Here is a 21193-nt window from a genome sequence, read left to right as displayed (position 1 = left end):
CGCCTCGGCGGCGGTTCTGACGTGCTCGTTGCAGGAGGAGGGGCTTGCCATGGTGCCCGGAACGGACCGCCTACTGCAGGTCTCGCCTGGCGGTCTCCACTGCCTGGACGGGTGCCGCGAAACCGAGGCGGTCGCAGAGGGCCCGCGGGCGGCGGCGCACCCTGCGACCGGACAGCTCCAGGCGTCGCACGATGGCGTTGAGCGTCAGGTCTTCGGCGCGCAGGTCCAGTTCCCGCCGTTTGAGGGTGATCGTCACGGCACGCTCCTCCGCTCCAGTCTCGCCTGCGCGGCCGCCCAGTCGCCGCCCGTGGGGTCGTAGCGGCGCAGCGGCTGGGTCCGGCGGATGAGCGCCCGCATCGCCGCCAGGTCCGGCAGGTCCTCGCCGAGGGTACGGGCCTGGACGAGGACGTTGCCGAGCGCGGCGGCCTCCACCGGCCCGGCGAGCACGGGCACGCCGCAGGCGTCGGCGGTCAGCTGGCACAGCAGTTCGTTGCGCACGCCGCCACCCACCAGGTGCACGACGTCGACGGCGCGGCCGGTCAGCTCCGCGGCCTGGCGCACAGTGCGCCGGTACGCCAGCGCCAGACTGTCCACAATGCACCGGACGATCTCGCCGCGGGTCTCCGGTGGCCGCTGACCGGTTTCCCGGCACGCGGCGGCGATCCGGGCGGGCATGTCACCGGGGGCGAGGAACGCGGGCGCGTCGAGGTCGACGACGGCCGCCAGCGGTGGCGCGTCGGCGGCTTCGGCGAGCACCCGTGCCAGCTCCACCCGCTCGCCCCGGGCGGCCCACGTGCGCAGGGTCTCGGTGAGCACCCACAGGCCCATCACGTTGCGCAGGAAGCGGAACGTGCCGTCGACGCCGCCTTCGTTGGTGAAGTTGGCGGCGCGTGCGGCCTCGCTCAGCTCGGGACGCGTCAGCTCCATCCCGACCAGCGACCAGGTGCCGGAGGAGATGTAGGCGAACTGCGTGCCGGGCTCGGCGGGCACGGCCACGACCGCCGAGGCGGTGTCGTGCGAGCCGACCGCGATGACCGGCAGCTGCGGCAACACCAGCTCCTCGGCGACCTCACGGCGCAGGCTGCCCACCACCGAGCCCGGGTCGCGCAGCGGCGGGAACAACCGGGGCGGGATCCCCGCGCGTGCGGCGATGCCGGTCGCCCAATTCTGGGCACGCACGTCGTAGAGCTGCGTGGTCGAGGCGTTGGTGCGTTCGGCGCCGACGGCACCGGTGAGCCAGTGGCTCAACAGGTCCGGGATCAGCAGCATCGTCTCCGCGGCCGCGAGCCGGTCGCCCTCGGCGATCAGCTGGTAAAGCGTGTTGAACGGCAGCTGCTGCAACCCGGTGACGTCGAACAGCTCCCGCGGCGGGATGGCCTTCCCGACCTGTTCGGCGATGCCGTCGGTGCGGGAGTCTCGGTAGTGCACAGGGTTGCCGAGCAGGGCGCCGGACGCGTCAAGCAGCCCGTAGTCCACCGCCCACGAGTCGATGCCCACCCCCGCAACGTCTCCGGCCGCCTGCAGACCCGCCAGCGTTTCGCGGTAGATCCCGAGGATGTCCCAGTGCAACGTGGAGCCCGCACCCCGCGCGACGCGGACGGGCCCGCCGTTGGGAAACCGGTGCACCTCGTCGAGTTCGAGGCGCCCCGGCCCCACGGTCCCGGCCATCACCCGCCCGCTGGACGCACCGAGGTCGACCGCCGCGAGGCGCATCATGGCCGTACCACGACCAGTTCGAGGCCCAGCAGATCCGCGACGGCGGTCAGTTCCGCGACCCGGTGGCCGGTCCCGAGCGCCCAGTGGTGGTCCACCCCGCTGGCCGACCACGCGTCGGTCCACTCCCCCGGGTCGCAGCCGAAGTCCACGCGCGAGGTGGTGTTGCCGATTTCCAGCAGCGGCCCCGGCACGACCTCGCCCTCCGCGGCCACGAGCACGAACCTGCCGTCGCGGTGCTGCCCGAGCCCGCACAGGGTGACCGGGCCGTGCTGGACGTCGAACTCGACCGACACGCCCCAGCCCCGTTTGCCGTGGTACACGCCGAGCCCGCGCAACAGCGGTTTGCGCGCGCTGATCGCCAGGTGCGCGGGCCCGTCGTGCCCCATTTCCACGACCCGGTCGCGGAAGTTCAGCGCCTGCAGCTCGGTGAAGGACCCGCCCGCGCCGAGCCGGTCCATCAGCAGCATCGCGAGCGAGGTGCGCAGCTCGTACTCGCCGACGGCGGGGATGCCGCGCGCGGTGAGCAGCGACGCGCCGAGGATGAACCCGGCGCCGACGCGTTCGTGGGTCTCCCCGTCGAGCCCGCGGTGGTAGTAGGCCAGCGAGTCCAGCGCGAAGTCCTCGACCAGGCGGTCGAGCGCGACGGAAACCCTGGCGCCCCAGGCGAAATCCTCCTCGGTGACGGAGGAGTGCACGGTGAACACCTCGCGGGCGAGGTCCATCCTCGCCCGGGTCTCGTCGTCGGTGACCTTCTCGACGCGGACCCGCAGGTCGTCGACCTCCAGGATCTCCACGTGCCCGCCGAGCTGGGCCGGCACCAGCGTCGGGTCAGTCGCGACGTCGAGCATGCCCGGGTACAGGTGGCCGAGCAGGCCGTGGCGGCCGTGCCGGAACGCCGCCCGCACGCCGGCGGCCTTGATCCACCGCTCGATCCGCGTCCAGGCCCGCTCGTCCTCCAGGTGGCCGGAAACCGAGCGGAACTCCACCCCGAGGCGGCGGAAGGCGTTGGCCATCTCCGGCAGCGGGCACGCGCCGCAGTAGGCCAGCCAGGCGCCGGTGTCGAAGGTGGCGTGCTCCATGGCCTCCGTGGGCTGGAGGTTGATCAGCAGCACCGGGGCGCCGCTGCGCTGGGCGACCGGGGCCAGCATGCTGGACGTGAGGTACGTCGTCAGGAACCCGATGATCAGGTCGCAGTCGGCCACGCGCAGCGTTTCCGCCGCGGCCGCGCCTTCCTGCGCGTCGGAGACGAACCCGGCGTCGACCACCTCGCAGTCCAAACCGGACAGGCGCTCGGCCACCCGCCGCGCCGACGCCTGGAGTTGCGGCAGCAGCTCCGGGAACTGCGGCCAGTACGCGCCGAGCCCGCCGGAGACGAGCCCGACGCGGGTGCGGCGTGGGGTGATGCGCTCCAAGGACATGGTTTCCCCCTCAGCGCAGGAAAGCGGCGGCCACGCCCGCGTCGACGGGCACGTGCAGGCCGGTGGTGTGGGTCAGGTCCCCCGCGGTGAGCGCGAACACCGCGGCGGCGACGTGCTCGGGCAGCACCTCGCGCTTGAGGATGGTGCGCTGGGCGTAGAACTTACCCAGGTCCTCCTCCGGCACGCCGTACACCGCGGCGCGCTGCGCGCCCCAGCCCCCGGCGAAGATGCCGGAGCCCCGCACCACGCCGTCGGGGTTGACGCCGTTGACGCGGATGCCGTGCTCGCCCAGTTCGGCGGCGAGCAACCGCACCTGGTGCGCCTGGTCGGCCTTCGCCGCCCCGTACGCGACGTTGTTGGGGCCGGCGAACACGGAGTTCTTCGAGGAGATGTAGACGATGTCGCCGCCCATGCCCTGCGCGATCATCGCCCTCGCCGCCGCGCGCGAGACCAGGAAGGAGCCCTTGGCCATCACGTCGTGCTGGACGTCCCAGTCCTTTTCGGTGGTTTCCAGCAGTGGCTTGGAGATCGACAGCCCGGCGTTGTTGACCACCAGGTCCACCCCGCCGAACGCGAGCGCGGTCGCGTCGATCGCGGCCTGCACGGCGTCGGCATCGGTGACGTTGGCCGTCACCGCGACCGCCTTGTCGGTGCCGCCGATGCCGCGGGCGACCTGTTCGGCGGCGTCGGCGTTGAGGTCGGCGATCGCGACACAGGCGCCCTCGGCGGCGAGGCGTTCGGCGATGGCCTTCCCGATGCCCGAGCCCGCGCCCGTGACGAGCGCGATGCGGCCCGCGAGCGGTTTCGGCTTGGGCATCCGCTGGAGTTTGGCCTCCTCCAGTGCCCAGTACTCGATCCGGAACTTCTCGCTCTCCGGGATCGGCGCGTAGGTGGAGACGGCTTCGGCGCCGCGCATCACGTTGATGGCGTTGACGTAGAACTCGCCCGCCACGCGCGCGGTCTGCTTGTCCTTGCCGAAGGAGAACATGCCCACGCCGGGCACGAGCACGATCGCCGGGTCGGCACCGCGCATGGCGGGGCTGTCCGGGGTGGCGTGCCGCTCGTAGTAGGCGCGGTAGTCCTCGCGGTAGGCGGCGTGCAGTTCCTTCAGCCGCGCGAGCACGTCCTCCAGCGGCGCGCTGCCGGGCAGGTCGAGCACGAGGGGGCGGACCTTGGTGCGCAGGAAGTGGTCCGGGCAGGACGTGCCCAGCGCCGCGAGCGGCTGGAGCTTCTCGCGGGACAGGAAGTCCAGCACCACGTCGGTGTCGGTGTAGTGGCCGACCTGGCGCTGGTCGGTCGAGGCGAGCCCGCGGATCACCGGGGCGAGCGCGGCGGCGCGTTCCCTGCGCTCCTGCTCCGGCAGCGGCTCGAACCCGGGCACGACGGCGCCGAACGGCTCGGCCCCGCCGCGTTCGGCGAGGAACTTCTCGGCGGTGCGGATGATGTCCAGGGAGTTCCGCCGGCACTCCTCGGACGTGGCGCCCCACGCGGTGATGCCGTGCCCGCCGAGGATCACGCCGATGGCCTGTGGGTTGGCCTTCTTCACGGCGGCGAGGTCGAGGCCGAGCTGGAACCCGGGGCGGCGCCAGTCGACCCACACCACGCGGTCGCCGAAGCACTCCTTGGTCAGCGCGGGACCGTCGGCGGCGGTGGCGAGCGCGATGCCCGAGTCCGGGTGCAGGTGGTCGACGTGCGTGGCGTCGACGAGGCCGTGCATGGCGGTGTCGATCGAGGGCGCGGCACCGCCGCGGCCGTGCAGGCAGTAGTCGAACGCGGCGACCATCTCGTCCTCGCGCTCGACACCGGGGTAGACGTCCACGAGCGCGCGCAGCCGGTCCAGCCTCAGCACGGCGAGCCCGGCCTCGGTCAGCGTGCCGAGGTCACCGCCCGATCCCTTGACCCACAACAGTTCCGTGGGCTGTCCGGTGACGGGGTCGGTCTCGCTGCCCTTGGCGGAGGTGTTGCCGCCGGCGTAGTTGGTGTTGCGGGGGTCGGCGCCCAGCGCGTTGCTGCGGGCGATGAGTTCTTCCGGCACGGTCATGGTTCTCAGGCTCCCCATCCGGCCTGCCGGCCGTCGGCCCGCTCGGCCTCGATCTGCTGCTGGTACCCGCTGCGGTGGTAGGCGGCGACCGGGTCGGGATCCAGGCCCGCCTCCTCTCGCAGTTCGGCGAGGAGCGGCCGCACGTCGGTGTTGTAGGCGTCCATCAGGATCGCGTTGGCCTCCAGGACGTTCCCCGCACGCTGGGCGGTGCGCAGCGCGTCGCGGTCGACCAGCAGTGCCTTGGCGGTGGCCTCCTGGACGTTCATCACCGAGCGGATGATCGCGGGGATCTTGCGCTCGATGTTGTGGCACTGGTCGAGCATGAAGCTGATGCCGTAGGACGGGTCGAGCGCGTCCCCGCGGACGATCTCGTACATGATGCGGAACAGCTGGAACGGGTCGGCGGCGCCGGCCATCAGGTCGTCGTCGGCGTAGAAGCGGGAGTTGAAGTCGAACGCGCCGAGCTTCCCGGCCCGCAGCAGGAAGGCGACGATGAACTCGATGTTCGTGCCCGGCGCGTGGTGCCCGGTGTCGATGCACACGGTCGCTTTCGGACCGAGCTCCAGGCAGTGCGCGTAGGAGGTGCCCCAGTCCGGGATGTCGGTGGCGTAGAAGGCGGGCTCGAACAGCTTGTACTCGAGCAGCATCCGCTGGCCGTCGCCGAGCCGCTCGTAGGTCTCGTGCAGCGCGGCGGACAGCCTGTCCTGCCGGTCACGCAGGTCGTCCTGGCCGGGGTAGTTGATGCCGTCGGAGAACCACAGCTTCAGGTCGCGGGAGCCCGTGGCGTCCATGATGGAGATCGCCTCGAGCAGGTGGTCGGTGGCTTTGCGGCGGACGCCGGGGTCCGGGTTGGTGACCGAGCCGAGCTTGTAGTCCTCGTCCTGGAAGACGTTGGTGTTGATCGCGCCGATCTCGACGCCGAGGTCCTGCGCGTAGCGGGCGAGCGCGCCGTAGTCCTCGACGCGGTCCCACGGGATGTGCAACGCCACGCTCGGGGCGACGCCGGTGAACCGGTGCACGGTCGCCGCGTCGGCGATCTTCTCCTCGGGCGTGCGCGGCACCCCCGGCTGCGGGAACACCTTGAAGCGGGTGCCGGAATTCGCGTAACCCCAGGAAGGGGTTTCGATCCGCTGGGCCCGCAGCGCGGACTTCACAGCAGTCAGGTCGGACACGTGGATCACTTTCCTTCTAGGTGGAAGACCTCGGTGAGCAGCTGGAAACCCTCGTCGGGGCCGCGGCCGTCGAGGCCGGTGAAGAACCCGGCCATCTCCGCCTGCCAGCGGGCGTTGACCTCCGTGCGGGCCATCGCGGCCTGGGCGGCTTCGGGGTCGTCGGCTTCGACGTAGCCGATGAGGAGGCCGTCGTCGCGGAGGAAGAGGGAGTAGTTGCGCCAGCCGGTGTCGGTCAGCGCCTGCCGCATCTCCGGCCACACCGCGCGGTGCCGCTGCGCGTACTCGGCCATCCGCTCGGGTTTCACCTGCAGGCAGAAGCAGTATCGGGCCACGATCACGTCCTCCGTGGAACCCGGCCGGGCCGCGGGACGCGCGGCCCGGCCGGAAGTGCTCAGAAGTTGTACTGGTCGATGTTCTGGGCGGTGAACACGGTGGGCGGGCCGAGCACGATCTCGCCACTGGCGCCGATCGTGTACTCACCGAGCTTGCCCGCCTTGAACTTCTGCCCCTCGGCGCCGGTGATCTGCCCCGACGCGAGCGCGACGCCCGCGTAGGCGGCCAGGTAGCCGATATCGGCGGGGTTCCACAGCGCGAACTGCTGCACCGTGCCGTCCTTGACGTACTGGCGCATCTGGTTCGGCGTGCCGAGCCCGGTCACCGCGACCTTGCCCTTGTAGCTGGACGAGGAGATGTAGCGGGCCGCCGCCGCGATGCCGACGGTGGTCGGCGACACGATCACCTTGAGGTTCGGGAACGACTGCAGCAGCCCCTGCGCCTCCTGGAACGACTTCTGGTCGTCGTCGTTGCCGTAGGCGATCTTGTCGAGCTTCAGGCCCGCGTACTGCGGCTTGGCCAGCTCCTGCTTGACGACCTCGATCCACGCGTTCTGGTTGGTGGCGTTCGGGGTCGCCGACAGGATCGCGATCTCACCCGAACCGCCCGCGAGCTCGCTGGCCATCTTCACCAGCTGCTCGCCGATGCCCTGCGTGGTGGCCTGGTTGATGAACACGTCGCGGCAGTCCTTGGCCGCGTCCGAGTCGAACGCGACGACCTTGATCCCGGCGTTGCGGGCCTGGTTGAGCGACGGGCACACCGCGTTGGGGTCGTTCGCGGCGATGCCGATGACGTCCTGTTGCTGCTGGATGAGCGTGTTGATGTAGCTGACCTGCGAGGACGCGCTGGCGTCGTTGGGGCCGACCAGCTTGTACTCGCCCTTGAGCTCGTCGAGCGCGGCCTTGCCGCCGCCGACCTCGATGTCCGAGTACGGGTTGTTGAGCTGCTTGGGCAGGAAGGCCATCTTCACGCCGGTCTTGGTGGCGGCGTTGGGGTCGGCCTGCGCGGTGGACTGGTTCCCGCCACCGGAGTTCGCACTGTCGTTCTTGGTGGTCCCACCGCACGCGGCGAGCGTCAACACCAGGGCCGCTGACACCGCACCGGCGAGGAGTCGTCTGGTCATGGTCTGCCTTTCTAGGCTGTAACCCGGCGCCGCAGCGAAGCCCGGGTTCTGGTGACGAGGTTGGGCAGGAGCACCGAGATGATCAGCAGCACGCCGGTGACGATGTTGAGCGCCTCGTTCGACACGTCCTGCAGGCGCAGCGCGTTCTGCAATGTCGCCAGCAGGACCACGCCGGCGAGCACGCCCGGCAGCGTGCCCTTGCCGCCGAAGATGGACACGCCGCCCAGCAGCACCGCGGCGACGACGGCGAGTTCCAGGCCGAAACCGTTGTCCGCGCGGGCGCTGGAGTACCGGAGGGTCCACAGCACCCCGGCCAGCCCGGCGACCGCGCCCGACACGACGTAGAGCCAGAACTTCAGGCGCCCCACGCGGATCCCGGCGAAGCGGGCCGCCTGCTCGTTCGCCCCGGCGGCGAACACCGCGCGCCCGATCGGCGTCGCGTGCAGCACCACGCCGAAGACCACCGCCAGCACCACGAGCGGGATCAGGACGTTCGGGATCGGCCCGCCACCGATCGTGCCCGTGACCCACGACGTGTAGTCGCGCGGGAAGTCGGCCACCGCGCTGTCGCCCAGCACCACGAACGCCAGCCCGCGGTAGAGCGCCAGCGTGCCGATCGTGACCGCCAGCGACGGCAGTTTCAGCACCGTGACGAAGAACCCGTTCAACGCGCCGAGCACCGCCCCCAGCACGATGCACAGCGGGATGATCGACTCGATCGTCATCCCCCGGTTCCACGCCTCACCCATCACCGCGGACGTGAGCCCGAGCGTGGAGGCCACGGACAGGTCGATCTCCCCGGTGACGACCACGAACGTCATGGGCAGCGCCACGAGCGCGATCGGCAGCAGGTCCAGCAGCAGGAACGTGAAGTTGCGGCTGGTGCCGAAGTTCTCGACCGCGCCGGAGGCGATCACCAGGACCACGATCGTCACCACGATGACGGCGGCATCCCAGCTCGCCAGCCGCGACAGCCACGTCGGGCGTGTTGCCTTGTCAGACATGGGAATCCCTCTTCTGCGTCTCCAAGCGCCCTGACAGTGTCTTTTGCACCCGGACGGCCACGAGCCGGTCCGCGCCGATGGCCAGCAGGATCAGCGCGCCGACGATGGCCTGCTGCCAGAACTGGTTGATGTCGAGCACCGCCAGCGCGCTGCCGATCACGGTGAGCAGGAGCGCGCCGAGCCCGGCACCCCACACCGTGCCGCTGCCGCCGAACACCGCCACCCCGCCGACGACCGCGGCCGCGACGACGTTGAGTTCGTACCCGTTGCCCGCGGCGGCGTCGATCGTGCCGAACCGGGCGGCGAACAACACGCCCGCGACCCCGGCCAGCGCGCCGCTGACGAGGAACGCCACGATCGTGTTGCGCCCGACCTTGATGCCCGCCAGCTCGGCGGCCTGCGGGCTGGACCCCATCGCGTACAGCTCGCGGCCGGCCCGGTGGTTGCGCAGCACGATCCCGGCCACGACGAGCACGACCACCGCGATCAGCACCAGCCACGGGACGCCGAGGAACGAGTCGTGCCCGAAGGACAGGAACGAGCCGGGCAGCTTGTCGGCGTTGATCTGCTGGCCGCCCGCCCAGAAGTAGATGATCCCGCGGTAGGCGTAGAGCGTGCCGAGGGTGACCACGAGCGCGGGCACCTGGCCGAACCGCACGAGCACCCCGTTGAGCAGCCCGCAGACGGCGCCGAGGCCGAGCCCGGCGAGCAGCGCGACGACCACCGGCAGGCCCGGGTTGTCCCGCAGCAGGGCACCGACGGCGAACGCCGACAGCCCCAGCACCGACCCGACGGACAGGTCGATGTTGCGGGTGATCATCACGATCGCCTGCCCGACCGCGAGCACCGCGAGGATCGCGGTGCCCAGGAGGATGTCGCGGATGCTCTGCCCGGACAGGAACCGCGAGTTCTGCGTCGCGGTGAACGCGACGAGCACCACCAGCGCGAGCACGATGCCCGACTCGCGCGCCTTGAACACCGTGCCCACCACCGAACGCCCTCCCGGTGCGGTCGCCTCCCGCGGCGCGGGCGCCGCCACCTTCATCGCGTTCACGCCGCGGCTCCTTGCCCCATCGCCGCGAACATCACCGAGTCCTCGGTCGCCTCGGCGCGTGGGATCTCGGCCACCAGGTGGCCCTCGCGCATCACCAGCACCCGGTCGGCCATGCCCAGCACCTCCGGCAGTTCCGAGGACACCATCACGACCGCGACGCCCTCGGCGGCCAGCGCCGACATCAGCCGGTGCACCTCCGCCTTCGTGCCGACGTCGATCCCGCGGGTGGGCTCGTCCACGATCAGCACCTTCGGCGCCATCGCGAGCCACTTCGCGAGCACGACCTTCTGCTGGTTGCCGCCCGAGAGGGTGCCCACCGGGTCGCCGAGGCGGCCGTACTTGGTCTGCAACCGTTTCGTCCAGTGCAACGCCTCACGACGCTCGCCGGGTCCAAAGAGGAAGCCCAAAGTGGACAGTGCGCGGGAGCGCGGCAGCGTGACGTTGCGTTCGATCGACAGGTCCATCACCAGCCCCTGCTGGCGGCGGTCCTCCGGCACGAGCGCCATGCCCGCGGCCATCGCGGCGCGGGGCGCGTGGGGTTTCAGCTTCTTCCCGGCCACCTTCACGGTTCCGGCGTCGCGTTCGTCCACCCCGAACACCGCCTGCACGACCTCCGAGCGGCCGGACCCCACCAGCCCGGCGAAGGCGACGATCTCACCGGCGCGCACGGAGAAGGAGATGTCACGGAAGACGCCTTCCCTGGTCAGGCCTTCGACCTCCAGCACGACCTCGCCGGGTTCGACGTCCTGCTTGGGGAACAACGCGTCCAGCTCACGGCCGACCATCCGCTTGAGCATCTCGTCGACGGTCAGGTCCTCGACCGGGTCGGTGGAGACGTGCCTGCCGTCACGCATGATCGTGACGCGCTGGCACAGCTGCGTGATCTCCTCGAAGCGGTGCGAGATGAACATGATCGCCGCACCCTCTTCGCGCAGCGCCCGCGCGACGGAGAACAGCCGCTCGACCTCGACGAGGCTCAGCGCCGCGGTCGGCTCGTCCATGACGAGCACGCGCGCGTCGGCGGAAAGCGCTTTCGCGATCTCCACGATCTGCTGGTCCGCGATGGACAGTCCGCGGGCGGGCCGCGACGGGTCGATCCGGACGCCCAGGCGCGTGAACAACGCTTCGGCCTCGGCGCGGATCGCCGCGCGGTCGATCATCCCCAGCCTGCCGCGGGGGTGGCGGCCCATCACGATGTTCTCCGCAACCGAAAGGTCGGGGAACAGCGTGGGTTCCTGGTAGATCACCGCGATCCCGGCGGCCTTCGCGTCCGCGGGCGAGGAGAACTCGACGGGCTGCCCGTCCACCAGCAGCGTGCCCGTGTCCGGGCGGTGCACCCCGGCGAGCATCTTCACGATGGTCGACTTGCCCGCGCCGTTCTCCCCCACCAGCGCGTGCGCTTCCCCCGCGTACAGCGGGAAAGAGACCCCGGCGACGGCCGCGACCGCGCCGAAGGACTTCGTGACGCCGCGGACCTCCAGCAGGGGCACGCGGCCCGGGTGTGGGCGCTCCATCGCGACCTCCGGAATGAAAGGTTTCACAAACCTGGCGCGGTGACGCTACTATGCATCCGATCACAGTGTCAATGAACTCGTTCCACCGCTGATCAGAAGGGGTTTTCTCGCTCCCGGTCGCGTTGTGCGACCAGGATTCACCTCGCTGTTACGTTTCAACGGAGGCTTCCCCATGGCGGTGCACGATGCCCACGAGGCCGGTCCGGCCGAACCCCGCGTCGCGGGGATCAAGGACGTGGCCGCGCTGGCCGGCGTTTCACTGGGCACGGTGTCCAACGTGCTCAACCGGCCGGACCGCGTCAGCCCGCGGACGCGGGCGAAGGTGGAGGCGGCGATGGCGGAGCTGCGGTTCGTGCGCAACGAGTCGGCGCGCCAGCTGCGCGCCGGGCGCAGCCGCGTGCTGGGTTACGTGATGCTCGACGGCAGCAACCCGTTCTTCACCGACGTCGCCGCGGGCGTGGAGGACGCGGCGGACGAGGGTGACCTGTCGCTGTTCCTGTGCAACAGCGACAACCGCGCGGAACGGGAAAGCGCCTACCTGAGCAGGCTGGAGCAGCAGCGGGTGCAGGGCGTGCTGATCACGCCAGTCGACCCCGACGCGGCCGTCCTGGACGAAATCGCCCTGCGCGGCACACCGGTGGTGATCGTGGACCGCACGCGCACGGCGGCCACGCACTGCTCGGTCGCAGTGGACGACGTGCACGGCGGGATGATCGCGGTCCAGCACCTCGTCGAGCGGGGGCACGAGCGGATCGCGTTCATCGGCAGCCCCGCGACGTCGGGCCAGGTGCGGGACCGGCGCGAGGGCGCGCTGCGGGCGTTGGCGGAGGCCGGGCTGGGCCCGGACCACCTGGTGGACCTGACCACGGCGGGCCTCACGGTCGCCGACGGCCGCAACGCCGGCGCGCGCCTGGCCGGCCTGCCGGCGCCGGCGCGCCCGACGGCGGCGTTCTGCGTGAACGACCTGCTGGCACTGGGCCTGCTGCAGACGTGCGTGAGCCTGCACCTGCGGGTGCCCGACGATCTCGCGATCGTGGGTTACGACGACATCGACTTCGCGGCGGCCGCCGCGGTCCCGCTCACGTCGGTCCGCCAGCCGCGGCGGCAGCTGGGCCGCACGGCGGCGGAACTCCTGCTGCAGGAGACGGCCGATCCGCACCACGAGCACCAGCAGGTGGTGTTCACCCCGGAACTCGTCGTGCGGGCGTCGACGCACGCGGCAGGGTGAGGGTGAACGCGGCGCCCGCCCCTTCGACGTCGCGCACCGTGATCCGGCCGCCGTGCATGATCGCGTTCTCCTGGGCGATCGACAGGCCCAGCCCGCTGCCCGCGGTGTAGGACCGGGCGCGGTCCCCGCGCACGAACCGGTCGAACACCACGGGCGCGAGGTGGGCCGGCACGCCCGGCCCGTGGTCCACGACCGTCACCGTCACCAGGTGCGGGTCGGTGCCGTCGATGGTCACGCCGACCGGCGGTGCCCCGTGGTGCTCGGCGTTGCTGAGCAGGTTGCGCACGATCGTGTGCACGCGCCGCGCGTCACCCTCGACGGTGGTGTCCCCGGTCGCGGTGAGCGCGACCTCCTCCCCCGTCGAGACCATGCCGATCGCGTCGCGCACCAGTTCCGCGAGGTCGATCGGCTCGGGCCGGAACTCCGCCACGCCCGCGTCGATGCGGGAGATCTCCAGTAGGTCCTCGACGAGGGCGCCGAGGCGGCGGACCTGGGTGCCGAGCAGCTCGACCGAGCGGGCCCGGTCCGGGTGGTCCGGGCTGTCGAGGCTGTCGGTGAGCACGGCCAGCGAAGCGAGCGGGGTGCGCAGGTCGTGGGCCACGTCGGCGACGAACCGGCGTTGCTGGGCGTCCTTGCGGCGCAGTTCGTCGATGGACTCCCCCAGCCGCTGCGCCATGAGGTTGAAGGACCCGGCGAGTTCGGCGAGCTCGTCCCGCCCGTGGACCGGCAACCGGGTGTCGAGCGCGCCCGCCCCGAGCCGCCGCGCCGCCACCGCCGCGGCCCGGACCGGCCGCTGGATCTGCCGGACCGCCAGCAACGCGATGGCGGCCGCGGTCAGGGCGACCACCACGGTCAGCACGGCGAGCTGGGTGCGCAGGTTGCCGATCTCGCGGTCGAGCCCGGCGGTGTTGTAGAACTCCGCCAGCACGATGCCCGGGGCGATCAGCCCGGTCACCACGAAGAACGAGCCGTCGGGCCCGGTGTAGTCGTAGGTCACCGGCTCGCCGCCCGCGGCCCGTGCCTGCTCGACCCGGTCGACCGGGAGCTGACCGTCCCGCCAGCCGGTGTTCCCCTGGACGGGGACGAACCCGCGCTCCCGCGGACCGGGCGCCTCCTGCCGCAGGTCGACCAGCGCCCAGGTCAGCCCGAGCCGCCCGCCCATGTACTCCGCGGCGGCGTCCACCGTGCAGTCGGGGACCGCGGCCCGGCAGGGCGCGCGGTGCTCCACGGCCTGCTGCACGTCCGACCGGAACCCGAGGGTCGCCGAGGTGACGAAGCGGTCCCTCGCCGAGGCGGACTGGGTGGTGTAGACCGCGACGGCGAGCGCGGCGGACGCCCCCACGGTGGTCAGCACCACGGTGATCGCGATCCGCGCGCCCAGCCCGAGGCGACGCTTCACGGCTTGACCAGCCGGTAGCCGACTCCCCGCACGGTGCGCAGCAACGAGGGGTTGGCCGGGTCCGGCTCGATCTTCGCCCGCAGCCTGGCCACGGCCGCATCCACGAGCCTCGCGTCCCCGCTGTAGCCGTAGTCCCACACCCGCTGCAGCAGGGTGCGCCTGCTGAGCGCCTGGCCGAGGTGGTCGACGAACTCGAACAGCAGGCGCAGCTCCGTCGGCGTGAGGTGGACCTCCTCGCCGCCGCGCGTCACCAGCCAAGCGGCCCGGTCGACGGCGAGCTCACCGAGGGTGAGCACCGGCGGCGCCGCATCGGGCGGCGCCGCGGGCGTGGCGCGGCGCAGGACGGTCTTCACCCTGGCGTCCAGCACCCGCGGCTGGACCGGTTTCACCACGTAGTCGTCGGCGCCGCCCTCCAGCCCGGCGACGACGTCGATCGGGTCGCCGCGCGCGGTCAGCAGGATCACCGGCGTGGTGTCGCGGGCGCGGATCCTCCGGCACACCTCGAAGCCGTCGACACCGGGCAGCATCACGTCCAGCAGGACGAGATCGACGGGGTTTCCGTGCTCGTACAACGATTCCAGCGCCTGTTCACCGCTGCCCGCGACGGTGACCGCGTGGCCGAGGTCGCGCAGCGCGCGGGACAGCACCTCCGCCAGCACGGCGTCGTCCTCGACCAACAGCAACCGGGACACCGGCACCTCCCCTCCTCCGGTAACCTATCGCGCCGCGCGGGCCGGACGGGGCGATGCCACCGTTCCGGGGTGCGCGCGGCGCGGCGGGGGGCCGGCGTCCGCGGGGAAGTACTCGAAATGCCACCACTCGTTGTCGTAGGTCCGGTGGAGGCCGTACCGCGCGCCGTGGTGTTCCAGCCACCGCGCGCCTTCGCGCGGGCGGACGTCCAGCGCCGTCCCGCGCACGTGGGCGGATTCCTCCGGCGGCAGGACGCGCCGCCGCGCCGCCTCGTCGGACCCGGTGCGCCGGACTTCGGCCGCGTACAGCCGCAACTGCTCGCCGGTGTCGCGATGTCCCGAGGTGAGGCCGATCAGCTGGCCGTCCCGCCAGAACGCCACCGTACGGGCGCGGGTGAACGCCGCCCGGGTTTCCGGGGACAGCCCCGCCAAGGTCTCCCCGGGGAACCGCAGGCCCAGCGCCCATTGGCAGGCCACGTGCCGTGCCCGGCGGGGTGCTCGCAGCGCCGCGACCGGGAGCAACAACACGGCCAGGACGAACGTGGCCACGCGCAGGACCGGTTCCCGGTACCCGGCGGCACGCGGTGTGGTCGGTTCGGTCATGCCTCCGACGATCGGCCGCCGGGGTGCCGGTGCTGCCCGGGTTTTGTGACCGGTTCTCGACAAGATGTGACGGATCGGCGACCGCTCGGCCGGCCGTCCACAAAGGAATGGTCCGGCAGGCCGTCAACGGAATAACCAGGCGCCAGCGAACACGATGCCCACGTATGCCGCGCCGAGCCCGGCGACCAGCGACACCACCATGTTGGAGACCGCGGGCAGCCAGGAACCGGAGCGCACCAGTTTCCACGTCTCGTAGCTGAACGTCGAATACGTCGTCAGCGCGCCGCAGAAACCCGTGCCCAGCAAGGACGCGAGCAGCGACGGGGCGGGCAGCGCCGTCAGCAGTCCCAGCAGGAAACAGCCGAGCACGTTGACGGTCAGCGTGCCCCAGGGGAACCGGGAGCCGTGCCGCGCCTGCACCGCGCGGTCGAGCAGGTACCGCGCCGGCGCACCGACCGCGGCGCCGAGCGCGACGAGCAGCACCGTCACGACAGCTCTCCCTCAGCAGCGGGCCGGGTGAGCAACGCGGTGGTCGCCAGCGAACCGAGCGCGACCGCTGCCAGCGCGGCGAGCGCGGTGCCGCCGAGGTAGAGCAACGCCGGCGCCGGCCGGTGGGCGTCGACCAGCTGCACGACGTCGAGCGTCGCCGTGGAGAACGTCGTGTAGCCGCCCAGCACACCGACGCCGAGGAACGGGCGGAGCAGCCGCTGTCGCGGCCAGACGTGCTCGATGAGCGCCATCAGCACCCCGATCGCGAGGCAGCCGCTCACGTTGATCAGCAGCGTGGACCACGCCCACTGCCCGGCCTGGTGCGGCAGCAGCGCGCCGACGGTGTACCGCGCGAGCGCCCCGCTCGCGCCACCGAGGGCGATCACGCCGAGTACGGTGCCGGGCCGGTCACGCAGTTCCCGCCGCTGCTGCGGCACGGCGAGCGACACGTCGGGGTCCACGGGGTCGTGCATGCGGTCTGCCTCCACCAGCAGCGTCGAGTCACTGGCAGGGACCGTTGGCGAACGTCTCGCGGTTTCCCCCGTGCGGGATGCGGCGGGCCCCACCGCCGCGCCCAGTCTAGGACATCACGACGACCCCGGGTCCCCGGCCCACAACCGCAGCTCCACCTCGGTTTCGCGCAGCACCCGCGCGGGCTCGCCCAGCCCCGTCAGCGCCCGGCGCCGCGCCTCGAGCCGCTCCGAGCGGTACCGGGGGAACGCCAGTTTGAGGCTCAGGTCGAGCATCTCGGTGTGGTAGGTGAGCAGCTCCGCCACCCGCCGGGGCAGCGACCCCGGTGCCTCGTCCTCGCACAGGTCCTGCGCCCAGCCCTGCAGCCGCGCGTACTCACCCGCGACCCGGCGGCCGCGCCGCGCCACCGCCCACGGGGTCTCCCCCGGGCGCCCGCACGCGACGATCACCTCGTGCGCCTCCGCCTGCAACGCGATCGCTCGCCGGACCAGTTCCAGGAGCGTCACCGGCCGCAGTGACCGCGCGGCGGCCGGATCGAGGGCCACATCGCCCTGGCCACCGCGGTGCGCGGGGGAACTGCGCCACCGGAAGCGCATGGTTCACGATAGCGCGGCTCAGCGCCGCTCGACCTCCTGAACGACGACGGGACCCCGGCGCGACTCGATCTCGAAGGTGCCGTCCGGCAGCAGGCGCACCGTCACCGCGGCCGTGGGGGCATCGGCCTCGCTGCGCGTGTGGTCCTTCGTCCGGAGGTAGAACGCCGACAGTCCGAACAACGCGAACACCAGCAGCCACAACGGTCCCAGCATCAGGTACCCGAACGACCCCGTGTCGGTGAACGTCGCCGCCACCGCGCTCTGCATCGGCCCGTAGGTCGGCAGGAACTGCAGCACCGTCTGGTTGCGGCCGGGGTTGATCACCGGGTTCTGCACCATCACGTCGACGAGGCTGACCATGATGATCACGAACATCCCGGCGAGCTCGGTGCTCACCGCGACCCCGAGCGCGATCCCCAGCCCGCCGTAGACGAGCCCGCCCGCGACCAGGCTCAGGAACAGCAGCCCCGGCTGGCGCACGTCGGTGTACAGCGACAGCACGATCGTGGCGTAGCCGCCCACCGTCAGCGCGACCAGCCCCAGCCCGATCAGCTTCGCCAGCAGCAGGCACGGGCGCGGGTACCCCGCCAGCACCAGCCGCTGGTCGAACTCGCGCGCCCGCCGCACCGTCGCGAACAACATGAACCCGATGATCAGCGTGGTCGCGTTGAGCACGGCCGAGATCAGCGCCAGCCGCCCCGCGTCGACCGTGATCGGCGCGTCGGTGATGCGCGACAGGTAGGCGACCGGCCGCGCGGGGATGATCGTGCGCACGATCGCCAGCCACACCGGGATGAAAAACACCACGAGCGTCAGCGCCAGCCGGTTGCGCAGGTGCTGCGCCGTCTCGAACCCGACGGCCCGCAGCAGCGCCGCCTGCCACGTGGTGCCGCCCAGCACGTCCGCCCGCCACCGTCGCGCGCCGGTGACCAGTGTCTGCACCGTGGTCATGACGCCACCCGCTCGGCCGCCACGACCCGGCCCGACTCCAGGTGGAACAGCCGGTCGAACCGTTCGGTGTCGTGCGCGATGTGGGAGATCACCAGCACCGACCGCCCGGTGTCGCGCAGCTCCGTGGCCAGCTGCCAGAACGTCAGGTAGTTCTCCCAGTCGAAACCCTGGTACGGCTCGTCCATCAGCACCACGTCCGGGTCGTGCATCAGCGCGAGCGTGAGGTTGAGCTTCTGCCGGGTGCCGCCGCTGAGCGAACCGGCGCGGATCGTGCGGTAGGGCGCCAGCCCGAGCCGTTCCAGCAGCTGCTCGGCGCGCGCCAGGCTCGCGATGTGGTACGCGCTCTGGAAGTACCGCAGGTGCTGGCCCACGGTCAGCTCGTCGTTCACGACGATGCGCTGGGGGCAGTAGCCGAGGCTGCCCCGGTGCAGGACCTCGCCGCGGTCGGCCCGCAGCACGCCGGCGAGGATCTGCAGCAGGGTGCTCTTGCCCGCACCGTTCTCGCCGATGATCCCCAGCAGCTCACCGGGGCGCAGCTCGAACTCCACCCCGGACAGCACACTGCGGTGCCCGTAGGACTTGTGCAGGTCGATCGCGTGCAGAACTGGGTCCTTCGTGGACACTCGGTCTCCTTCCTCGGCGGTCATCGGGTGCGCCGCGCGACGGCGTCGGCGAGCTGGGTGGCGGCGGTGCGCGCCCGCGCCGGGACGGGTGCGGCGTCGAGCGCGGCGAGCGCCTGCGCGGTCTTCAGCTCGATCAGCTCGGTGACGGCGGAGTCCGCCCCCGTCCGGCGGATGATCTCCCGCAGCCGCTCGGCACCGGCGTCGTCGAGCTCCCGGTTCCCGTGCAGCTCCTTGATCACCGCCCGCTGCCGGGCACCCGCCCGCTGCCACGTCAGGTTCATCAGCACGGTCGGCTTGCCCTCGCGCAGGTCGTCGAGCACCGGTTTGCCGGTCACCTCGGGCGAGCCGAACACCCCGAGCAGGTCGTCACGCAACTGGAACGCCTCACCGAGCGGCCTGCCGTAGGCGGTGCACAGCCGCAGCACCTCCGGGCCGCCGTCGGCGAGCATCACCCCGACCTGCAGCGGACGCTCCACCGTGTACCCGGCGGTCTTGTGCCGCAGCGCGCGCCAGCTGCGGTCGAGCGCGTCGTCCGTCCGCTCCCCCGCCAGGTCGAGGTACTGGCCCGCCATCACCTGCGTGCGCATCGCGTGCAGCACCGGCTCCGCGCGCCGGCGCCACCGCTCGCCCGCCGCGCACAGCAGCTCGTCCGACCAGGCGTGGCACAGGTCGCCGACCAGGATGGCCGCGTTGAGCCCGAACCGGGCCGCCGCTTCGGAGTCCTTGCCGGAGTACCGGTCCGCGAGCACCCGGTGCACGGTCGGGCGGCCGCGCCGCAGCCGCGAGGAGTCCATCAGGTCGTCGTGGATGAGCGCGAACGTGTGGAACAGCTCCAGCGCCGCTCCCACCTTCACCACCGGGCCGCCCTCCGGCGCACCCCCCGCGGCCAGCCAGCCGCAGTAGCAGAACAGCGGCCGCAGCCGTTTCCCGCCGCGCACGAACTCCCGCACGACGTCGACGAGCGGCGGCAGGCACGCGTCCACCGGGTGCCGCGCCTGCGCCTCCAGGAACTCGTCGAGCACCGCGTCGACGCGGCGCCGCAACCAGCCGAAGTCCCCTTCCACCGGTGCCCGTGGCTCGGGGGCCGGTGACACGTCGACGAGCCGAGCTGACATGGTGCCTCCTCGCGAAACGACGGTTCCGGGCGTGCCGGCGCCCGTCGCGCTAGATAACACCGGCACCACGGGCAAAACCAGGGGGCGATCCCCACCACTCGTCCGGGCCGCCCGCACCGACCGGATGGGCGAAACCCGCACCGCTGCGTAAACCCCTTGCGCACCAAGGCAATCCGCTACTCGTTCGCGTGACTGCTGTTGCTGCCGGGCGGCGGGGGCGGTCATAGTGATCTCACCGGCGCTCGCCGGAAAATCCGAAATCCCTTTTCGCGCACGGCTTTTTCCGCCGTCGTGCCCGCACGTCCTGCCAGGAGCCGCCCATGACCACGCTCGAGCTGCGCCCGTTCTACTGCCCCATCGAGCCGGCGATCCACCCGGACGTCGACGAGATCGAGCGCACGGCGGTCACCTGGCTCGACCGGTTCCGGTTCTACGGGGACGCACGCGGGCGCGCCCGCGTGCTCGGCACGAACAGCGCCGAGTTCTACGCCCGGTTCGCCCCGCACGGGTGCCGGGACGGGCTCCAGGCCGCGGTGCACTGGGTCTACTGGGGATTCGCGTTCGACGACGTGCGGTGCGACGCCGGCGAGCTGAGCGCGGACCCTGCCCGGTTCCTGGCCATGGTCGGCCCGCTGCAGCGGGCGCTGGAGAACCCGTGGCACGACCCGTCCTCCGGCGACCCGTTCGTCCTGGCGTTGCAGGACATCGGCCGCGCCATCGCCGCCTGCGGCACCCCGGTGCAGGCCCGCCGGTTCGCCGACGCCCACCGCGCCTGGCTGTTCGGCGTCGCCTGGCAGGTGGCGAACCGGGCCGCGGGCCGCGTGCCCACCCTGGACGACTACACCGCGATGCGGCTGGGCAGCTCGGGTGGCCCGCCCACCCTCGCCCTGCTGGAGATCGCGATGGGGGCCGAGGTACCGGCCGCGGAGCTGGACTCCCCGGCCGTGCGCGCACTGACCGAAATGGCCAACCTCATCGCGTCGTGGGACAACGACCTGCACTCCCACCGGAAGGAGACCACCGAGGACCACACCGACCAGAACCTGATCACCGTGTTGCGTGCCGCCGAGGGACTTTCCCCCGAGGAGGCCCTCGCCGAGGCCTACCGCCTCAGGGACCGCGTCATGGCGCGGTTCCTGACCGTGCGGGAGCGGGTCGCGTCCGGACCGGACGCGAGCCCCGCGCTCCGCGCGTACCTGGACTGCCTCGGGCACGCGATCCGCGGCAACACCGACTGGGCGCTGCGCGTGCCGCGCTACCGCGGCTACGGCGCCCAGCCGGTGTCCGCCGGGCCGGGCTGGGCCGGCACGCCCTCCGACACCCGGCAGGACCCGTTGCCCATCCCCGCCATCGCCTGGTGGTGGGACCCGTTGGAAACCCCGTGGAGGAGACATGAACCGTAGGACCGTCCGCCGCCTCGCCACCGCCGCCGCGGCCGGCACCGCACTGGTGCTGGCCCCGCTCCCGGCGTCGGCCGTGACGTCCGACGACGGCGACTGGACCAAGGTGCAGGACTTCGGCAGCAGCTACTTCTGCGAGGCCGCCGGCATGGCCGGGCAGCTCGCCGGCCGCTGGCTGCCCGGCCAGTGGCACTGCGTGGGACCGGTGCTGTACCTGCGCAACGAGCCGCTCATGGTCCCGCAGTCCTGACGCC

22 protein-coding genes are annotated in these 21193 nt (G+C 72.0%); 3 read left to right on the top strand and 19 right to left on the bottom strand.

The features are described 5' to 3' along the window. Positions 1 to 70 precede the first annotated feature (70 nt). The 10 genes from ABFX51_RS21630 to ABFX51_RS21585 are packed head-to-tail and all read right to left on the bottom strand — an operon-like array spanning position 71 to position 11375. Positions 71 to 256, bottom strand: coding sequence for a hypothetical protein (locus ABFX51_RS21630; RefSeq protein WP_091504027.1), 186 nt, complete (start codon positions 254 to 256; stop codon positions 71 to 73). After that, complete coding sequence (locus tag ABFX51_RS21625) at positions 253 to 1713, bottom strand: rhamnulokinase (protein ID WP_346054782.1); 1461 nt, start codon at positions 1711 to 1713, stop codon at positions 253 to 255. Before ABFX51_RS21625 ends, ABFX51_RS21630 begins: the two co-directional genes overlap by 4 nt. Further along, positions 1713 to 3134 carry an L-fucose/L-arabinose isomerase family protein gene (locus tag ABFX51_RS21620; RefSeq protein WP_346054735.1) on the bottom strand — a complete coding sequence of 474 codons (1422 nt, stop codon included), beginning with the start codon at positions 3132 to 3134 and terminating at the stop codon, positions 1713 to 1715. The genes ABFX51_RS21625 and ABFX51_RS21620 overlap by 1 nt, the downstream gene beginning before the upstream one ends. Before the next feature lie 10 nt (positions 3135 to 3144). After that, positions 3145 to 5175 carry a bifunctional aldolase/short-chain dehydrogenase gene (locus ABFX51_RS21615; RefSeq protein ID WP_346054734.1) on the bottom strand — a complete coding sequence of 677 codons (2031 nt, stop codon included), beginning with the start codon at positions 5173 to 5175 and terminating at the stop codon, positions 3145 to 3147. 5 nt (positions 5176 to 5180) lie between these two features. Next, a complete protein-coding gene (gene rhaI / locus ABFX51_RS21610) occupies positions 5181 to 6356 on the bottom strand; it encodes an L-rhamnose isomerase (protein WP_346054733.1) in 1176 nt (391 codons plus the stop codon). Next, entirely contained in the window at positions 6353 to 6679 is a 327-nt protein-coding gene (locus tag ABFX51_RS21605) for an L-rhamnose mutarotase (RefSeq protein WP_346054781.1), read from the bottom strand. Before ABFX51_RS21605 ends, rhaI begins: the two co-directional genes overlap by 4 nt. A gap of 59 nt (positions 6680 to 6738) precedes the next feature. Beyond that, positions 6739 to 7803, bottom strand: a complete 1065-nt coding sequence (rhaS, locus tag ABFX51_RS21600) for a rhamnose ABC transporter substrate-binding protein (RefSeq protein WP_346054732.1) — start codon at positions 7801 to 7803, stop codon at positions 6739 to 6741. Between the two features lie 11 nt (positions 7804 to 7814). Next, positions 7815 to 8807, bottom strand: a complete 993-nt coding sequence (locus tag ABFX51_RS21595) for an ABC transporter permease (RefSeq protein ID WP_346054731.1) — start codon at positions 8805 to 8807, stop codon at positions 7815 to 7817. Then, positions 8800 to 9852 (bottom strand): ABC transporter permease, encoded by a 1053-nt coding sequence (locus ABFX51_RS21590; RefSeq protein ID WP_346054780.1) that lies wholly within the window; start codon positions 9850 to 9852, stop codon positions 8800 to 8802. The genes ABFX51_RS21595 and ABFX51_RS21590 overlap by 8 nt, the downstream gene beginning before the upstream one ends. Positions 9853 to 9857: 5 nt before the next feature. Beyond that, complete coding sequence (locus tag ABFX51_RS21585) at positions 9858 to 11375, bottom strand: sugar ABC transporter ATP-binding protein (RefSeq protein ID WP_346054730.1); 1518 nt, start codon at positions 11373 to 11375, stop codon at positions 9858 to 9860. 172 nt (positions 11376 to 11547) lie between these two features. Here ABFX51_RS21585 and ABFX51_RS21580 point away from each other — a divergent pair, with 172 nt between their 5' ends. Then, positions 11548 to 12603, top strand: a complete 1056-nt coding sequence (locus ABFX51_RS21580) for a LacI family DNA-binding transcriptional regulator (protein ID WP_346054728.1) — start codon at positions 11548 to 11550, stop codon at positions 12601 to 12603. On the opposite strand, the gene ABFX51_RS21575 is transcribed toward ABFX51_RS21580, so the two are convergent. From ABFX51_RS21575 to ABFX51_RS21535, 9 genes are all read right to left on the bottom strand, one after another. Beyond that, a complete protein-coding gene (locus ABFX51_RS21575; RefSeq protein WP_346054727.1) occupies positions 12557 to 14002 on the bottom strand; it encodes a sensor histidine kinase in 1446 nt (481 codons plus the stop codon). The two genes, ABFX51_RS21580 and ABFX51_RS21575, sit on opposite strands and share 47 nt — an antisense overlap. Then, on the bottom strand, positions 13999 to 14694 hold the full coding sequence (locus tag ABFX51_RS21570; RefSeq protein ID WP_091504316.1) for a response regulator transcription factor: 696 nt from the start codon (positions 14692 to 14694) through the stop codon (positions 13999 to 14001). Before ABFX51_RS21570 ends, ABFX51_RS21575 begins: the two co-directional genes overlap by 4 nt. Before the next feature lie 24 nt (positions 14695 to 14718). Further along, positions 14719 to 15294, bottom strand: a complete 576-nt coding sequence (locus tag ABFX51_RS21565) for a M15 family metallopeptidase (RefSeq protein WP_346054726.1) — start codon at positions 15292 to 15294, stop codon at positions 14719 to 14721. 123 nt (positions 15295 to 15417) lie between these two features. Further along, entirely contained in the window at positions 15418 to 15783 is a 366-nt protein-coding gene (gene crcB, locus ABFX51_RS21560; RefSeq protein WP_091504017.1) for a fluoride efflux transporter CrcB, read from the bottom strand. Beyond that, positions 15780 to 16256, bottom strand: a complete 477-nt coding sequence (gene crcB, locus ABFX51_RS21555; RefSeq protein WP_091504016.1) for a fluoride efflux transporter CrcB — start codon at positions 16254 to 16256, stop codon at positions 15780 to 15782. The genes crcB (ABFX51_RS21560) and crcB (ABFX51_RS21555) overlap by 4 nt, the downstream gene beginning before the upstream one ends. Before the next feature lie 114 nt (positions 16257 to 16370). After that, positions 16371 to 16850 carry a hypothetical protein gene (locus ABFX51_RS21550; protein ID WP_091504015.1) on the bottom strand — a complete coding sequence of 160 codons (480 nt, stop codon included), beginning with the start codon at positions 16848 to 16850 and terminating at the stop codon, positions 16371 to 16373. A gap of 18 nt (positions 16851 to 16868) precedes the next feature. Beyond that, positions 16869 to 17801, bottom strand: a complete 933-nt coding sequence (locus ABFX51_RS21545) for an ABC transporter permease (protein WP_091504014.1) — start codon at positions 17799 to 17801, stop codon at positions 16869 to 16871. Then, entirely contained in the window at positions 17798 to 18424 is a 627-nt protein-coding gene (locus tag ABFX51_RS21540; RefSeq protein WP_218153377.1) for an ABC transporter ATP-binding protein, read from the bottom strand. Before ABFX51_RS21540 ends, ABFX51_RS21545 begins: the two co-directional genes overlap by 4 nt. Positions 18425 to 18444: 20 nt before the next feature. Continuing rightward, positions 18445 to 19539 (bottom strand): polyprenyl synthetase family protein, encoded by a 1095-nt coding sequence (locus ABFX51_RS21535; RefSeq protein WP_091504012.1) that lies wholly within the window; start codon positions 19537 to 19539, stop codon positions 18445 to 18447. Positions 19540 to 19859: 320 nt separating this feature from the next. Here ABFX51_RS21535 and ABFX51_RS21530 point away from each other — a divergent pair, with 320 nt between their 5' ends. Continuing rightward, a complete protein-coding gene (locus tag ABFX51_RS21530) occupies positions 19860 to 20942 on the top strand; it encodes a terpene synthase family protein (RefSeq protein ID WP_091504011.1) in 1083 nt (360 codons plus the stop codon). Continuing rightward, positions 20932 to 21189 carry a hypothetical protein gene (locus ABFX51_RS21525; protein WP_091504010.1) on the top strand — a complete coding sequence of 86 codons (258 nt, stop codon included), beginning with the start codon at positions 20932 to 20934 and terminating at the stop codon, positions 21187 to 21189. The genes ABFX51_RS21530 and ABFX51_RS21525 overlap by 11 nt, the downstream gene beginning before the upstream one ends. Positions 21190 to 21193: the final 4 nt, after the last annotated feature.

The organism is Amycolatopsis dongchuanensis (assembly GCF_039542405.1).
GTDB classification, from domain to species: Bacteria; Actinomycetota; Actinomycetes; order Mycobacteriales; family Pseudonocardiaceae; genus Amycolatopsis_E; species Amycolatopsis_E sacchari.
The sequence above is the reverse complement of the archived record's forward strand: the minus strand, read 5'-3'. Positions and strand labels throughout refer to the sequence as shown.

Coding starts and splice junctions, on each gene's coding strand:
- ABFX51_RS21550 (WP_091504015.1), bottom strand. CDS start 16,850: ATGCGCTTCCGGTGGCGCAGTTCCCCCGCGCACCGCGGTGGCCAGGGC.
- ABFX51_RS21590 (WP_346054780.1), bottom strand. CDS start 9,852: ATGAAGGTGGCGGCGCCCGCGCCGCGGGAGGCGACCGCACCGGGAGGG.
- ABFX51_RS21565 (WP_346054726.1), bottom strand. CDS start 15,294: ATGACCGAACCGACCACACCGCGTGCCGCCGGGTACCGGGAACCGGTC.
- ABFX51_RS21580 (WP_346054728.1), top strand. CDS start 11,548: ATGGCGGTGCACGATGCCCACGAGGCCGGTCCGGCCGAACCCCGCGTC.
- rhaS (WP_346054732.1), bottom strand. CDS start 7,803: ATGACCAGACGACTCCTCGCCGGTGCGGTGTCAGCGGCCCTGGTGTTG.
- ABFX51_RS21525 (WP_091504010.1), top strand. CDS start 20,932: ATGAACCGTAGGACCGTCCGCCGCCTCGCCACCGCCGCCGCGGCCGGC.
- ABFX51_RS21545 (WP_091504014.1), bottom strand. CDS start 17,801: ATGACCACGGTGCAGACACTGGTCACCGGCGCGCGACGGTGGCGGGCG.
- ABFX51_RS21615 (WP_346054734.1), bottom strand. CDS start 5,175: ATGACCGTGCCGGAAGAACTCATCGCCCGCAGCAACGCGCTGGGCGCC.
- ABFX51_RS21535 (WP_091504012.1), bottom strand. CDS start 19,539: ATGTCAGCTCGGCTCGTCGACGTGTCACCGGCCCCCGAGCCACGGGCA.
- ABFX51_RS21625 (WP_346054782.1), bottom strand. CDS start 1,713: ATGCGCCTCGCGGCGGTCGACCTCGGTGCGTCCAGCGGGCGGGTGATG.
- ABFX51_RS21585 (WP_346054730.1), bottom strand. CDS start 11,375: ATGGAGCGCCCACACCCGGGCCGCGTGCCCCTGCTGGAGGTCCGCGGC.
- ABFX51_RS21595 (WP_346054731.1), bottom strand. CDS start 8,807: ATGTCTGACAAGGCAACACGCCCGACGTGGCTGTCGCGGCTGGCGAGC.
- crcB (WP_091504016.1), bottom strand. CDS start 16,256: ATGCACGACCCCGTGGACCCCGACGTGTCGCTCGCCGTGCCGCAGCAG.
- ABFX51_RS21530 (WP_091504011.1), top strand. CDS start 19,860: ATGACCACGCTCGAGCTGCGCCCGTTCTACTGCCCCATCGAGCCGGCG.
- ABFX51_RS21620 (WP_346054735.1), bottom strand. CDS start 3,134: ATGTCCTTGGAGCGCATCACCCCACGCCGCACCCGCGTCGGGCTCGTC.